The 14749-nt window shown below is 71.1% G+C and carries 12 protein-coding genes and 1 pseudogene; 6 read left to right on the top strand and 7 right to left on the bottom strand.

The genetic code is table 11. The features are described from left to right. Positions 1-17 precede the first annotated feature (17 nt). A complete protein-coding gene (locus N5875_RS22795) occupies positions 18-2801 on the bottom strand; it encodes a penicillin acylase family protein (RefSeq protein ID WP_338495611.1) in 2784 nt (927 codons plus the stop codon). 303 nt (positions 2802-3104) lie between these two features. Between N5875_RS22795 and N5875_RS22790 the strand changes: the two genes are divergently transcribed. The 6 genes from N5875_RS22790 to mscL all read left to right on the top strand — a co-directional run bounded on the left by N5875_RS22790 (position 3105) and on the right by mscL (position 9074). Then, the gene (locus N5875_RS22790) at positions 3105-4760 is read left to right on the top strand and encodes a potassium/proton antiporter (RefSeq protein ID WP_338495610.1); all 1656 of its coding nucleotides are present in this window, start codon (positions 3105-3107) and stop codon (positions 4758-4760) included. Positions 4761-5011: 251 nt separating this feature from the next. After that, the gene (locus tag N5875_RS22785; protein WP_318210833.1) at positions 5012-6283 is read left to right on the top strand and encodes an MFS transporter; all 1272 of its coding nucleotides are present in this window, start codon (positions 5012-5014) and stop codon (positions 6281-6283) included. A 68-nt stretch (positions 6284-6351) separates the two neighbouring features. Continuing rightward, positions 6352-6693: an FmdB family zinc ribbon protein gene (locus N5875_RS22780; RefSeq protein ID WP_318210832.1), complete on the top strand. Its 342-nt coding sequence runs from the start codon at positions 6352-6354 to the stop codon at positions 6691-6693. Positions 6694-6849: 156 nt separating this feature from the next. Further along, positions 6850-7695: an S-methyl-5'-thioadenosine phosphorylase gene (locus N5875_RS22775; RefSeq protein ID WP_338495609.1), complete on the top strand. Its 846-nt coding sequence runs from the start codon at positions 6850-6852 to the stop codon at positions 7693-7695. A gap of 230 nt (positions 7696-7925) precedes the next feature. Then, on the top strand, positions 7926-8423 hold the full coding sequence (locus tag N5875_RS22770) for a hypothetical protein (RefSeq protein WP_338495608.1): 498 nt from the start codon (positions 7926-7928) through the stop codon (positions 8421-8423). Between the two features lie 114 nt (positions 8424-8537). Beyond that, the gene (mscL, locus tag N5875_RS22765; protein ID WP_338495606.1) at positions 8538-9074 is read left to right on the top strand and encodes a large conductance mechanosensitive channel protein MscL; all 537 of its coding nucleotides are present in this window, start codon (positions 8538-8540) and stop codon (positions 9072-9074) included. A 19-nt stretch (positions 9075-9093) separates the two neighbouring features. Here mscL and N5875_RS22760 read toward each other — a convergent pair whose 3' ends face one another. From N5875_RS22760 to N5875_RS22735, 6 genes and pseudogenes are all read right to left on the bottom strand, one after another. Further along, the gene (locus N5875_RS22760; protein WP_318210828.1) at positions 9094-9315 is read right to left on the bottom strand and encodes a hypothetical protein; all 222 of its coding nucleotides are present in this window, start codon (positions 9313-9315) and stop codon (positions 9094-9096) included. An 84-nt stretch (positions 9316-9399) separates the two neighbouring features. Further along, entirely contained in the window at positions 9400-9855 is a 456-nt protein-coding gene (locus tag N5875_RS22755) for a hypothetical protein (protein WP_338495605.1), read from the bottom strand. A gap of 70 nt (positions 9856-9925) precedes the next feature. Further along, complete coding sequence (locus N5875_RS22750; RefSeq protein WP_318210826.1) at positions 9926-10585, bottom strand: Rieske (2Fe-2S) protein; 660 nt, start codon at positions 10583-10585, stop codon at positions 9926-9928. Beyond that, the gene (locus N5875_RS22745; RefSeq protein ID WP_030315529.1) at positions 10582-11181 is read right to left on the bottom strand and encodes a 4Fe-4S dicluster domain-containing protein; all 600 of its coding nucleotides are present in this window, start codon (positions 11179-11181) and stop codon (positions 10582-10584) included. Before N5875_RS22745 ends, N5875_RS22750 begins: the two co-directional genes overlap by 4 nt. A gap of 7 nt (positions 11182-11188) precedes the next feature. Beyond that, positions 11189-13510, bottom strand: a pseudogene (locus tag N5875_RS22740) (molybdopterin oxidoreductase family protein). Then, complete coding sequence (locus N5875_RS22735; protein WP_338499239.1) at positions 13507-14526, bottom strand: MFS transporter; 1020 nt, start codon at positions 14524-14526, stop codon at positions 13507-13509. The pseudogene N5875_RS22740 and the gene N5875_RS22735 overlap by 4 nt, the downstream one beginning before the upstream one ends. Between the last annotated feature and the right edge of the window lie 223 nt (positions 14527-14749).

The raw sequence follows: 14749 nt of genomic DNA, 5'->3' as shown, positions 1-14749 counted from the left end.
CTCGGCTCGGGTCCTGATCAGGGCTTCAGCTTCAGCGTGTCCTTCGTCGCCGCGTCGACGGCCGCCTTGCCGTAGGCCCAGTCGTACAGGTCGCCCTTCGCCCACGCGTCCGTCTGGTCGGTGTAGTGGGAGTTGAAGGCGTGACCGGAGGCGCCGGTGAGGTTGATCCACCGGGACTTGTCCCAGTCGCCGACGTTCACGACCATGCGCATCGACGGCACCCAGATGACCTCGTAGCCGCCGGCCGCGTTCCAGCCGGTGGCGTCGACGGCCGCCTCGCCGCCGCCCAGGTTCCAGGGGCCGCGGTTGAGGAGCTGCTGCACGACGCCGGGTCCCGCGGTGCCGAGGGTCTGGTTCTTCAGGGTCAGCTGGTGCAGCCGGCCCCAGCTCCAGGTGGTGACGTCCTTGCCGAGCTTCGCGGTCAGCTCCCAGCGCGCGTCCTTCATGGCGCGGGCGAGCAGCTGGTCACGGGTCTCGGTGGCCTGGTCGGTGCGGTTGCCCGGGGTGACCCACCACTCGCTCTTCTCCTGCTTGAGGAGCGGGCGCACCACCTCGTACCAGCGGTCGCCGCCGTCCGGCTGCGCGGAGTCGGGGTCGCGCTGGCCGCATTCGCGGACGAGCTTGTTCTGCTCGTCGACCGGGCCGGTGGCGTCGGCCGGGCGCACGTTGATGCAGTCGCCCTCGGCACGGAGCTCCTTGGGCAGCTTGTTGCCGAAGGAGAGCTTGAGGACGTTGCGCCAGACCGCGTTGAAGTACGCGGCGGCGGCCGAGTCGGGCTCCTGGGTGTAGTCCCAGCCTTCGAGCAGCTTCTGTGCCTCGCGGACGTACGGGTCCGAGATGTCGATCTTCAGCAGGAGCGGGTTGAGCAGGGTCGCGATCTCGCTGCGGTTGTCCGTCTGCATGGTCCGCATGTCGTCCGGCGAGATCTTTCCGCCGTCCTTGGTCTTCGACTCGATGAGGTCGTTGATCCGCTGGCTGCGCGAGCCGTAGCCCCAGTCCTTGGTGAGCAGGTCGGGGTAGTTCTTGGCGTCGATCACGGCCTGGTTCGCGGTGACGATGTAGCCGCGCTTCGGGTTGTACTCGTAGGGCAGCTGCTCGAAGGGGATGTAGCCCTTCCACTTGTACGAGGAGTCCCAGCCCGGCGCCGGCAGGGCGCCGTCACCCTTGCTGCGCTGCGGGATCTTGCCCGGGGACTGGTAGCCGATGTTGCCCTCGGTGTCGGCGTAGATCAGGTTCTGGGACGGGACCTCGAAGTTCTTGGCCGCCGCCCGGAAGGTGCTGAAGTCCTTGGCGCGGTCGAGGGCGAAGATCGCGTCCATCGACTTGCCCGGCTGGAGGGCGGTCCACTGGAGCGAGACGCCGTAGCCGGTGCCGCGGTCGGGGGCGGCGTTGCCGACGGGGGCCTTCTGGCCGACCTTCTCAAGGTCGGAGGAGCGGTCGGAGACGAGCGGGCCGCGGTCGGTGGAGCGGACGGTGATCGTCCGGTCGCCGCCGCCGGCGACCTTGATGGTCTCCTCGCGGACCGTGAACGGCTTGACCTTGCCGTCGACGAGGTAGCCGTCGGGGCCGATCTTCTCCAGGTAGAGGTCGGTGACGTCGGCGCCGAGGTTGGTGAGACCCCAGGCGATCTTGTCGTTGTGTCCGATGATCACACCGGGCATGCCGGAGAAGGTGTAGCCGGAGACGTCGTAACGGCAGGTCGCCGAGACCGAGCGGCAGTGCAGACCCATCTGGTACCAGAGGGACGGCAGCTGGGGCGCCAGGTGCGGGTCGTTGGCGAGCAGCGGCTTGCCGGAGGTCGTGTACTGCCCCGAGACGACCCAGGAGTTCGAGCCGATTCCGTTGCCGTTGGGGCCGAGGAGGGCGGGGACGCCGTCCAGGAGCTCGGAGAGCGCGCTCAGCTGGGACTCGATGCCCTGCGAGGAACCGGAGGAGTCGGAGGAACCGGAGGAGCCGGAGCCGCTGCCGGGAACGCTGCCCGGGGTCTCGCCGGTGGTCAGGTCGCCGTCACCGTCGCCGTCGCCCGCCTTGCCCTTCGGGTCGAACTTCCCGGTGGACTCGTCCACCGCACCCTGGTCGACGATCGGCTGGTGCAGCGCGTACGGGTAGTCCGGGTACAGCTGCTTGATCTGGCTCGCGCTCAGCCGGCTCGTCATCAGCGAGCGGTCGATCTCGTCCTGCATGTTGCCGCGCAGGTCCCAGGCCATCGCCTTGAGCCAGGCCACCGAGTCGACCGGGGTCCACGGCTCGATCACGTAGTCGTTGGTGAAGGCCAGGGCGGCGTACTCGACGGAGACGTCGGCCGGGTCCCGGTCCTTCAGATAGGCGTTGACGCCCTCCGCGTACGCCTGGAGGTACTTCTTCGTCTCCGGCGTCAGGACCTTGTCGTACTCCTGCTGCGCGACCCGGCGCCAGCCGAGCGTGCGCAGGAAGGAGTCCGTCTCGACCTGGCTCTCGCCGAACATCTCGGAGAGCCGGCCCGCGGTCACGTGCCGCCGGACGTCCATCTCGTAGAAGCGGTCCTGTGCCTGGACGTAGCCCTGGGCGCGGAAGAGGTCCGTCTCGTTGTCCGCGTAGATCTGCGGGACGCCGTTGGCGTCCCGCTTGACCTCGACCTCTCCGGAGAGGCTGTCGAGCCGGATCTCGCCCGTGGTCTGCGGGAACGAGGCCCGGACGGTGCTCACACCCCAGAACCCGCCGTATCCGACGCCCGCGACCAGAGCGAGGACCAGGACGAGGAGGATCAGGCGGGCGCGCCGCCCTTTCTTCTTGGCGGGAGGCGCGGTCGTGTTGGAGGGCATCGCTGTCCTTCGAGGGGCAGGGTGGTCCTGGAGTACGGGAGCAACCTTAGGCGCAGCGTCCGGACGGCCTGGACGCGGTGTCAGGAAGACAACCGTGAGGAGAACCGTACTGGTGAGCGAGGTGCGCAAAGAGGGCGTCAAGAAAACGTTAAAGATTAGGTAAGGTAACGAAGTGTCGGCCGCTGGAGGAACGATCCAGCCGCACGCGACAGCCGCTGGAAGAACGATCCAGCCGCATGTGAGGGGAAGGAACGGCCACTGACTGTCCACGAGCTCAACGAACTCCTGCTCATCAGCTCCCTCGTGCTGCTGATCGCGGTCGCGGCCGTACGGATCTCGTCCCGGAGCGGGCTCCCCAGCCTGCTGCTCTACCTCGGCATCGGCATCGCCATCGGCCAGGACGGCATCGGCAACGTCGCCTTCGACAACGCTGAACTGACGCAGGTCATCGGCTACGCCGCCCTCGTCGTGATCCTCGCCGAGGGTGGCCTCGGTACGAAGTGGAAGGAGATCAAGCCGGCCCTGCCCGCCGCGGTCGTCCTCTCCACCGTCGGCGTCGCGGTGAGCGTGGGCATCACGGCCGCGGCCGCCCACTACCTCGTGGGCCTCGACTGGCGGCAGGCCCTGATCATCGGCGCCGTCGTCTCCTCGACCGACGCCGCCGCGGTCTTCTCCGTCCTGCGCAAGGTGCCCCTGCCGTCACGGGTCACCGGTGTCCTGGAGGCCGAGTCCGGCTTCAACGACGCCCCCGTCGTCATCCTCGTCGTCGCCTTCTCCACGGCGGGACCGGTCGACCACTGGTACGTCCTGGTCGGCACGATCGCCCTCGAACTCGCCATCGGCGTCGCCGTGGGTCTCGCCGTCGGCTTCCTCGGCGCCTACGGGCTGCGGCACGTCGCCCTGCCCGCCTCCGGCCTCTACCCGATCGCCGTCATGGCCATCGCCGTCGTCGCGTACGCCGCCGGCGCCATGGCCCACGGCTCCGGCTTCCTCGCCGTCTATCTGGCCTCGATGGTCCTCGGCAACGCCAAGCTGCCGCACGCGCCCGCGAACCGCGGCTTCGCCGAGGGACTCGGCTGGATCGCCCAGATCGGCATGTTCGTCCTGCTCGGTCTGCTCGTCACCCCGCACGAGCTCGTCCACGACTTCTGGCCCGCCGTCGTCATCGGCCTGGTCCTGACGGTGGTCGCCCGGCCGATGGAGGTCCTGGTCAGCCTGCTGCCCTTCCGCATCCCCTGGCAGGAACAGGCGCTGATGTCCTGGGCCGGCCTGCGCGGAGCCGTCCCCATCATCCTGGCCACCATCCCGATGGTGTCGGACATCGAGGGCAGCGAGCGGATCTTCAACATCGTCTTCGTGCTCGTCGTCGTCTACACCCTCGTCCAGGGACCGACCCTGCCCTGGCTGGCGAAGGCCCTCAAGCTGGCCGACTCCGGGGAGGCCGCCGACCTCGGCGTCGAGTCCGCGCCCCTGGAGCGACTGCGCGGCCATCTGCTCTCCGTCGCCATCCCGGAGCACTCCCGGATGCACGGCGTCGAGGTCGCCGAACTGCGGCTGCCGTCCGGAGCGGCCGTCACCCTCGTCGTACGGGAGGAGACGAGCTTCGTCCCGGGGCCGGCGACCGTCCTGCGGCGCGGCGACGAACTCCTCGTCGTCGCCACCGACCCGGTACGGGACGCCACGGAACGGCGGCTGCGCGCGGTCGGCCAGGGCGGCAAGCTCGCCGGCTGGCTGGGCACGGGGGGCGCCACCGCGGTCAGCAAGCCGCACGGCACCGAGATGCGCTTCCACCGCCACGGCCACGGCCCCGGCCACCGCCCCGGGTCCGGGTCCGGCTCCGGCTCCGGCTCCGGGTCCGGGTCCGGGTCCGGGTCCGGGTCCGGGTCCGGGTCCGGGTCCGGGTCCGGGTCCGGGTCCGGGTCCGGGTCCGGGTCCGGCCGCAAGCGAACATCCGGTTAATCCGAGGCATTAATTCAGGGGCAGGAGCGTTTTCCCAGGCGGGAAGACGCTCCTCCCTGTACCATGAAGGCACACCTGATCGAACCAACTCTGCCTGACGCAGAGCTGGCGCGACCGTATGGCGGCCGTGGCGCCCCTCCGCAGTGGGGCCGGCCCGGTATCTACCGCAGTAACGCGCATGAGGACAGCTCTCGGCGACACCCGCACCACCGTGCCGGGACGCGCTACCAGGCGGCAGAAAGGCCAGGACCGTGGCGTCCACGGTCATCTCGGACAAGCGGCCCGGCTACGGGCAGCTGCTGCGCACACCCGGTGCGCTGTCCTTCCTGCTCCCCGGCTTCGCCGCCCGGCAGCCCTTCGCGATGCTGACCATCGGCATCGTCCTGCTCGTCCAGCACACCACCGGCTCCTTCGGCAGCGCCGGCGCGGTCGCCGCCGTCACCGGCGTCTCGATGGCGCTGTTCGCGCCGCAGAGCGGCAAGCTCGCCGACCGCTTCGGCCAGCGCGCCGTCCTGATCCCCGGCGTCCTGATCCACACCGCGTCCGTCTCCCTGCTCGTGGCGCTCGCCCTGGGCGGCGCCCCGCTGTGGGCCCTGTTCCTGGCCGCCGTCCCCGCCGGTGCCTCCGTGCCGCAGGTCGGGCCGATGGTCCGGGCCCGCTGGGCCGCCAAGCTGGACGGCACCCCGCTGATGCCGACGGCCGCCGCCTTCGAGTCCGTCACGGACGAGTTCACCTTCGTCGTCGGCCCCGTCCTCGCGACCGCCCTGTGCACCGGCGTCCACCCGGCCGCCGGTCTGATCGCCGAGGCCGCGCTCACCCTGTTCGGCGGGCTCTTCTTCGCCGCCCAGCGCGCCACCCAGCCCGCGTTCGGCATCTCCGCGGCCGACTCCTCCGAGCCGCGCCGCTCGGCGCTCTCCATCCCGGGCGTCCGCGTCCTCGTCGTCGCCTTCCTCGGCATCGGCTCCGTCTTCGGCGGCATGCAGGTCTCCCTCACCGCCTTCACCGAGGAGATCGGCAACCCCGGCGCCAACGGCCTGCTGTACGGGGTCTTCGCCGCCGGCAACATGCTCGCGGGCATCGCCATGGGCGCCGTCGCCTGGAAGACCGGCCCCCGCCGCCGCCTGATCCTCGGCTACGCCGGCCTCACCGTGGCCGCGTCGCTGCTGTGGACCACGCACTCGGTGCTGCTCCTCGGCGCCCTCGGCCTGGTCGTGGGCCTGTGCATCGCCCCGGCCCTGATCACCGGCTACACCATCGTCGAGACCCTGATCCCGGCGTCCGCCCGTACCGAGGCCTTCACCTGGCTCACCGGCGCCGTCGCGCTCGGCCAGGCCGCGGCCGTCACGGTCGCCGGCCGCCTCGCCGACGCCCACGGCGCGAGCACCGGATTCCTGGTGCCGATGGTGGGCACGGCGCTCGCCCTGGCCACGCTCCTCGCCCTGCGGTCGCGCCTCAAGCCGCGCGAGACGAGCCGCGTCGCGGCGCGTGGTATCGGTCACCGCGTGCCGGTGGCGGTGGACTGAACCCGCGGAATACGTCAGTATGGATTGTCGTTAGCACTCGATGAGTGTGAGTGCCAGGAGGAAGACAAGTGCCGACCTACCAGTACCAGTGCACCGAGTGCGGCGAAGGCCTCGAGGCGGTGCAGAAGTTCACCGATGACGCGCTGACCGAGTGCCCCCAGTGCAAGGGCCGCCTGAAGAAGGTGTTCTCGGCCGTCGGCATCGTCTTCAAGGGATCCGGCTTCTACCGGAACGACAGCCGCGGCTCGTCGTCCAGCAGCTCGCCGGCCGCGTCGAAGTCCTCGACCCCGTCGACTTCTTCGTCCACGTCGTCCTCGACGTCGGACGCGAAGCCCGCCGCATCGACCTCTTCGTCGTCCGCCTCCGCCTCCTCGACGTCCTCGTCGAGCACCGGAAGCTCGGCCGCCTGACCCTGCGCCGAACCTGATTCCAGGACCCTGCGCCGAACCTGATTCCAGGACGGCCAACCTGATTTCAGGACGCAGTCCGTACGTTCTTCGCCGAGGGCCCCGTCGTTCGCGACGGGGCCCTCGGCGTTCTCCCCCACCCCGCATAGGGTGACCGCCATGGCGAACCAAGGCGCGTACGCGGACATCGGTGTGATCGGCGGCTCCGGCTTCTACTCCTTCCTGGAGGACGTCACGGAGGTGTCCGTCGACACCCCGTACGGCAGGCCCAGCGACTCCCTCTTCCTCGGCGAGATCGCCGGCCGGCAGGTCGCCTTCCTGCCCCGCCACGGCCGGAGCCACAGCGTCCCGCCGCACCGCATCAACTACCGCGCCAACCTCTGGGCCCTGCGCTCCGTGGGCGTCCGGCAGATCCTCGGGCCCTGCGCGGTCGGCGGGCTCCGCGAGGAGTACGGGCCGGGCACGCTCGTCGTACCCGACCAGCTCGTCGACCGTACGAAGGCCCGCGCGCAGACCTATTTCGACGGGGAGCGGCGGGCCGACGGGGCCGTGCCGCGCGTCGTCCATGTGACCTTCGCCGACCCGTACTGCCCGGACGGGCGGCGGGTCGCGGTCAAGGCCGCCCGGGGGCGGGGCTGGGATCCGGTCGACGGCGGCACGATGGTCGTGATCGAGGGGCCCCGCTTCTCCACCCGGGCCGAGTCCCGGTGGCACGCGGCGGCCGGCTGGTCGGTCGTCGGCATGACCGGCCACCCCGAGGCCGTCCTCGCCCGTGAGCTGGGCCTCTGCTACACCTCGCTCGCGCTCGTCACCGACCTCGACGCGGGCGCCGAGACCGGCGAGGGCGTCTCCCACACCGAGGTGCTGCGGGTGTTCGGCGAGAACGTGGGACGGCTGCGGGAGGTGCTGTTCGACGCGGTCGGCGCGCTGCCCGCGACGCTGGACCGGGACTGCCTGTGCACGCACGCGCACGACGGCTGGGACCTGGGGATCGAGCTGCCGTGATCGCCGTCCGAGGTGCGGCAAACCCCCTGGGAGGGTGAGGGAGTTGTCCACAGGCGGCGGGTGATCCCCAGGCGGGAGCAGGGATTCGGCGCGGGCCGGAGAGTAGGAGGCGATCCCTTCCGATCCCATTCCCGACCAGGACGGCGGCGCCCACGATGACGCACCCCTTCCCTTCTCCTGCTCCGGCCTCTTCTCCGGTTGCGGCCCCTTCCCCTGTTCCGGCGCCGTGCGTGGTGCCGCCCTTCGAGCCCCTGCGGGTGCGGGGCACCCGGCTCCGGCTGCGCAGGGCGCTGCGGCGGGGGCGGTGGGCCCCCGCGGTGCTCCTGGCCCTCGTGGCGGCGGCCCTCGCCGTGGCGAGCGGCGGCCCGCCGCCGGGCGCCGCGGCGGCGCCCCCACCGGGCGACCGGCTCGCCTCCACCGCCGCTCGCGCACGGCCGTCCGTCGCCGTCCGGCTGGTGTCCGCCCCGGTGCGGATCGCCGACGCCGCGACCGTACGGCTGCTGCGCCCCGGTGACCGGGTCGATGTGATCGCCGCGCCCAACTCGCCGCTCGGCGGGGAGGGTGGGGCCCGGGTCGTCGCCACGGGCGCCCGAGTGGCCGAAGTCCCGCACCCGGGTGAGACTCGTTCGGACGGAGGGGCGCTCGTCGTCCTGTCCGTGCCGCGGTCGACGGCCGCCGCGCTGGCAGGCGCCGGTGTCACGTCCCAACTGGCGGTGACGCTGTGCTGATTCGTACTGACTGCCTGTCAAGTAACCGGTTCGTGTGTACGGATTGGACGTCTCTACGGCGTTCGCGGCCTAATGGCACCGCACACAGCAGCACAAGCGACGAAAGGCACCTTGGTGGCCGAGAACAAGGAAAGTTTGCTGGCGGGCTTCAAGGCCTTCCTGATGCGTGGCAACGTGATCGACCTGGCAGTGGCGGTCGTCATCGGTGCCGCGTTCACCAACATCGTGAACTCGGTGGTCAAGGGCATCATCAACCCGGTCGTCGGCGCCTTCGGCACGAAGAACCTGGAGAGCTACTCGTCCTGCATCAAGGACTCGTGCGAGGTCGTCAACGGGGAGGTGCAGGGCATCCAGCTCCAGTGGGGCCTGGTCCTCAGCGCGGTCCTGAGCTTCCTGATCACCGCGGCCGTCGTCTACTTCCTGATGGTCCTGCCGATGGCGAAGATCCTCGCGAAGCGCGCGGCGCACGACAAGGCGAAGGAGGGCGTCACGGAGACCATGGAGATCAGCGAGCTGGAGGTCCTCAAGGAGATCCGCGACCACCTGGTCTCCCAGCGCGGCCCCTCCACGGGCACGGGCGCAAAGACGGGCACGGGTACGGGTACGGGCACGGGTTCCGGCGGCGGTTCGGGGACGCACCCCACCTCCTGACCGGCACCGCGTGCCGGTGTCAGAGGTGGTGCGGCGGCTTCTCGTCGAGGAAGCGCGCGAGGTCGGTGGCGCTGTCGCCGCCGGCCGGAGGCCGCTCGCCCCATCCACGGTCCGTGTCGTCCGCGGACTGCTGGTCCAGCGGATCGTCGAAGACGAGTGCCGGCTTCGGACTGTTCTCGGGGCTGGGATGTACGCCGGGCCGCTTCGCGTCTCGCGGTCCGTGGGCGGGGGCGGTGCTCATACCTCAAGGGTACGCCCGCTGCCCCGCCCCGAACCCCTCTGATCTGCGGTCTTCCGGAGCCGTACGAAGTCGGCGTCTCTCCGCTCAGCGGTCCTTCGGGTCGATCAGCCAGAGGCCGAGCACCACGAGGAACGACAGACAGAGGAAGCCCGCGCCCCACCAGGCGGTGCCGGTGTCCCCGGCCATCCACTCGTCGACGACGATCGTCAGCCCCCAGAGCTGGCCGATGACGACCGTGAGCGCCAGTGTGAGGCGGGCCGTCAGCTTCGAGGAGCGCTCGGGCTCCTGCTCCGTACCGGCTCCCGGCCCCGGGCCGGTGCGGGTGATCCGGGGATCGCCGTATCCGCTGGTGGGGCGGATCTGCGGATACCGCTCGTGCACGGGACGGTTCAGCCGCGGCTGCGCACTGCCCGGGGTGTACGCCGGGGGCCGGGGGGCCGCGGGTGCCGCGGGTGCCGGCGATACCCAGGTGCCGGCGATGACCCGGGGACAGAGGGTGCCCCGGGGGCCGAGGGTGCCCCGGGGGCCGACGATGGCCATGGGGCGCCCGGGGCGGCAGCGGGCTTCGTCGGCTGCGGGGCTTCCGGGTCTCGGGGGAAGGCGTCCTCGGTCATGTGCGCTCACTCCTCTCCGGCGCCGCGCCCCGCGCAGAGGCGCCGGGGCAGCCCAGGCGGTCGGCGAGTTCGGGGCGGTCGTCGCCGAGCTGGCGGCAGAGACCCTCGCGGGCGCTCTCGCCCGAGCGGGCCGTGCCGATCGCCCAGACGCTGCCGTCGGCCTCCTCCACGAGCAGCACCTTGGGCAGTCCCCGGGGCGGCGGACCGGCCGTGACCTCTCCCGTGCGGGCGTCGAAGATGCCTTCGTGGCAGGGGCAGTACAGCTCGCCCTCGCTGCCCCGTTCCTTGCGCCAGAGCACGGCGCAGGCGAGGTGGGTGCAGACGGCGGAGTAGCCGGCGAGGGTGCCGTCCTCCAGGCGGACGGCGACCGCGCGGTCCTCGGAGCCGGGGTAGCGGAAGGCGAGGGACTCCCCGGGCAGGATCACGTCCGCGATCTTCTTCGCCTCGGGTGCCCCGTCGCCGTCCCCGTGCCGGTGCAGGATGCCGGAGGCGACGGCGACACCGCCGACGGCGAGGCCGCCGGAGACGGTGGCGACGATCCGCAGGTAGTCGCGGCGGGTGGTGAGCGAGTCGGCGGCGATCCGGTCGTGGAGCGCTTCCTGGGCCGCGTCGGACCGGGGGTCCGACGCCGGCGGCTGGGGGTCGGTGACGCTCAACGGACATCCCTTCCATTGATCTCGACGACGGGAAGCCCGCCCGGGACCGGCCACTGGACCTTGTCGGCGGGGACGACCATCGCCACGCCGGTGGAGACGGTGGTGGAGCCGAAGGTGAAGGAGTCGGCGACCTGGACGCCGGGGCGTTCGGCCTGGAGCTCTTCGAGGGTTCCGTAGAAGAGGGCGCCGGTGGGGCAGACGGTGGCGCACATCGGGGCGAGGCCGTAGGCGGTGCGGTCGTAGCAGAGGTTGCACTTCATCTGGAGCTTCGCCTGGAGGTCGATCTTGGGGACGCCGAAGGGGCAGGCGTTGACGCAGTTGGCGCAGCCGATGCAGCGGGTGGTGTCGGCCTGCTGCACGACGCCGTCGGCGGTGACGAGGATCGCGTCGGCGGGGCAGACCTCGGCGCAGGGGGCGACAGGGTCCTCACAGTGCATGCAGACGGTGGGAAGGGAGGCGACGGAGTGGCCCTCGTCGGGGTAGTCGAGGTGGATCATCGACTTGCCCCGGTGGGAGTCGCATTCGCGGCAGGCGGAGACGCAGGCCTGGCAGCCGATGCAGCGGCCCGGGTCGATGAAGATCGTGCGGCCCATCATGTGCGGGTCAGCTCCTCTCCGCGGTGCCGCGGCCCTGGGGGAGGTGGGGGGCAGCGGGTCGGTGCGGGAGACCTGGGTCTCCGGGTAGGCCTGGTGGCCCGGTGCGGTGGGTGGGCGGGGACCTCGTCGATCCGCTCGGCGGCCTCGATGCGGGCGGCGCAGACCTTGTACTCCGGGATCTTGGAGCGGGGGTCGAGGGCGTCGATGGTGAGGGCGTTGGCCGCGGTGGGGACCGGCCAGTGGTACGGGACGAAGACGGTGTCGGGGCGGATGGCCTCGGTGACGAGGGCGGGGAAGACCTCGCTGCCGCGGCGGGTGACGACCCGTACGGGGTCGCCGTTGCGGAATCCGTGGGAGGGGTGGACCTCGACCCAGGGGCGCGGGGTCTGTTCGACCAGGGCGCCCAGGCGGCGGGTCTGGTTGCCGGAGAGGAAGTGGGCGACGGTGCGGCCGGTGGTCAGCGAGAGGGGGAACTCCTCGCTGTACGGGTCCATGGGCGGGTGCCATTCGACGACCTGCATGTGGATCGTGCCGTCGGGGTGGTAGGTGCGGCCGTTCTCGAAGAGGCGGGGGTGCCGGGGTGGTCGGTGCTGGGGCACGGCCAGGCGATGCCGCCGGTCTCCTCCAGGCGTTCGTAGGTGATGCCGTAGTAGTCGTTGACGGTTCCGGCGGAGGCGAGGCGGAGTTCCTCGAAGACGGAGCGGGAGTCGGGGAACGCGAACTTGTCGCCGGCGCCGAGCCGTCGGGCGAGTTCGCAGATGACCCAGGTGTCGGTGCGGACGCCGGCCGGGGGTTCCTGGGCCTTGTTGTGCTTGACGACCCGGGCCTCGGCGTTGGCCATGACGCCGTCGTCCTCGGCCCAGACGGTGACGGGGAAGACCACGTGGGCGTTGGCCGCGGTCTCGGACAGGAAGAAGTCGAACTGGGCGTGGAATTCGAGGGTGTCGTAGCCGTCCTTGACGGTGGCGTAGTTGGGCAGCGAGACGAAGGGGTTGTTGCAGATGCCGACGAGTCCGCGGATCTCCTTGCGCTGCATCTGCCAGACCATCTCCATCATGGAGGTGCCGGCGGGCGGGAGTTCGGCCTCGTCGATGCCCCAGATCTCGCAGATCTGGCGGCGGTGCTCGGGGTTGGTGATGGAGCGGCCGCCGGGGAGGAGGTCGGACTTCTGGCCGTGTTCGCGGCCGCCCTGACCGTTGCCCTGGCCGGTGATGGTGCCGTAGCCGGCGCCGGGCCTGCCGATGTGTCCGGCGGCGACGCACAGGTTGATGATGCTGAGGCAGTTCTCGACGCCCTGGGAGTGGTGCTCGACGCCGCGGGCGTGCCAGGCCATGGCCTTGTCCGCGCCGGCGAACATGCGGGCGACCTGGACGATCTGCTCCTCGGGGACGCCGCAGATCTCGGCCGACCGGGCCGGCGGGTAGTCGGCGACGGTCGCCTTGACCTCCTCCCAGCCGGTGGCGTGGGCGGCGAGGTAGGCCTCGTCGGTGAGGCCCTCGGCGACGACGACATGGAGGACCGCGTTGAAGAAGGCGGAGTCGGTGCCGGGCTTGAGGGCGACGTGGACGTCGGCGGTGCGGGCGATCGCGGTCTCGCGGGGGTCGACGACGATGAGGGTGGCGCCCCGGTCGCGGGCTCCCCACAGGTACTGGGTCATGACGGGGAAGCACTCGCCGACGTTGGAGCCGGCGATGAGCAGGCAGTCGGTGAGGAGGATGTCGGAGAAGGGGTTGCCTGCGCGGTCGATACCGAAGGCGAGCTTGTTGGCTCCGGCGGCGGAGACCATGCAGAGGCGTCCGTTGTAGTCGACGTGCCGGGACTTCAGCGCGACCCGGGCGAACTTGCCGACGAGGTAGGTCTTCTCGGAGAAGAGACTGGCCCCGCCGAGGAGGCCGAAGGCGTCGTTGCCGTACTCGCCCTGGATGCGGCGGATCTCGGCGACGGTGTGGTCGAGGGCCTCGTCCCAGCTGACCTCGCGGAACTCCTCGTCGCGATTGCGGCGCATGAGGGGCGCGGTGAGCCGGTCGGGGTGGTTGACCTGCTGGTAGGCGTTGATGCCCTTGGGGCAGAGCCGCATCCGGTTGATGTCGTGGTTGCGGGGTTCGACGCCGAAGACCTTGCCGCCGCGGTCGACGCGGAGGTACATGCCGCACTGGACGCCACAGAAGCAGCAGTGGGTGGGGACGAGGGTCTCGCCGTTCTGGTCGGCGCGCCAGCGGTCGGCGGGGATGCCGCCGGCGTCGCGGAAGTTGCGGGTGCCGGGCGGGGCGAGGGAGGGGTCGAGCGGCAGCGGCTGCCCGGGAGTGGTCGCGGGGTCGGTCGCCGTCATCTGAAGCCCTTCTTCACATGGTCGAGGTAGGCGCTGCCGCGGAGGACGCGCTTGCAGCGGGGGCAGTACTCGGTCCACTCGTCGAAGCCGAGGTCGAGGTCGCGCATGGTGCCCTTGAGGTTCTCGACGTACGGGGCGGTGTCGATGGGCTCGTGGCAGCGGCGGCAGGTGAGCACCTCCTCGTCCTTGCGGCGGGAGGTGTACTTGAAGAGCTGCATGCCGACGGCGGCGGGCCGTTGCACGATGTGGAAGAACTTCCCGAAGGGGATGTAGATGAGGGTGAAGACGACCGACACCATGTGGAGGATCGCGAGGAACTCGTAGCCTCCGCCGTGCAGGAAGATCGACGAGAAGGTGAGCAGCAGCCCGGTCACGGAGATGACGACGAGGGCGATCAGCGGCACCAGGTCGTAGGCGAAGCGCTGGCCGGTGACGGCCCCGCGGTCCTTCATGCGGCGCCAGAGGAAGTAGGCGGCGCCGGCGATGACGAGGACGGCGGCGATGTCGAGGCCGTGGAACATCAGCCAGCCGAGGACGCTGAGGGCGTCGAAGCCGATGATCTTGAAGCCCCAGATCCGCATCTCGTAGCCGGGGCCCGAGCCGGTGGAGGAGGTGAAGGTGAACCAGCCCCAGGTGAGGGGGAAGGTGATCGCGGCGGCCAGCAGACAGCCCCAGAAGATGAGCTGGTGGGCGGCCCAGCGGGCGTGCGAGCGGGCGCCGAGGAACTTCTGGAAGCCGAGGTAGGTGGCGATCATCTTCGGCAGCGCGGTGGGCGCCCTGCGGAAGTTCGCGACGGAGAGGAAGGAGCCCCAGCCCTTGTGGAAGAGGCGGCGGGCGCCGGGGGCGGAGATCCAGACGGTGTAGCGGTAGGCGACGCCGAAGGCGAGGAAGACCGTGGCGACGGCGTACGGGAGGAGCGCCGAGTCGAAGTCGCGGAGGAGGCGGCTGCCGAGGACGATCGCGACGATCAGCAGCGCGGAGACGACGGCGCCCGCGAGGGTGGCGCGGCGGCGCACCGCGGCCGGGGTCTGCGGCGGGCGGCCGGCGGCGGCCGGATCTCCCGGGGCGGGGCTGCCGGGTGCGGGGGCGGCCTGGGCGGAGGCGCCTCGTGTGGGATCGCCCGGTGTGGGATCGCCCGGCGGAGGTGTCGGCTCGACTGTCTGCGGTGGCTCGGTCACGCGGCCACGGTAAGGCCGTACGGGCGGTTTTGCCCTGTTTTGCGGGGCCTGGGAGTGAGGG

Origin of the sequence: Streptomyces sp. SJL17-4, from assembly GCF_036826855.1 — a bacterium.
Taxonomy (GTDB): Bacteria; Actinomycetota; Actinomycetes; order Streptomycetales; family Streptomycetaceae; genus Streptomyces.
The sequence above is the reverse complement of the archived record's forward strand: the minus strand, read 5'-3'. Positions and strand labels throughout refer to the sequence as shown.

Excerpts from the sequence above, each read along its gene's own strand:
- N5875_RS22795 (WP_338495611.1), bottom strand. The coding sequence starts at position 2,801 with ATGCCCTCCAACACGACCGCGCCTCCCGCCAAGAAGAAAGGGCGGCGC.
- N5875_RS22775 (WP_338495609.1), top strand. The coding sequence starts at position 6,850 with ATGGCGAACCAAGGCGCGTACGCGGACATCGGTGTGATCGGCGGCTCC.
- N5875_RS22760 (WP_318210828.1), bottom strand. The coding sequence starts at position 9,315 with ATGAGCACCGCCCCCGCCCACGGACCGCGAGACGCGAAGCGGCCCGGC.
- N5875_RS22755 (WP_338495605.1), bottom strand. The coding sequence starts at position 9,855 with ATGGCCATCGTCGGCCCCCGGGGCACCCTCGGCCCCCGGGGCACCCTC.
- N5875_RS22745 (WP_030315529.1), bottom strand. The coding sequence starts at position 11,181 with ATGATGGGCCGCACGATCTTCATCGACCCGGGCCGCTGCATCGGCTGC.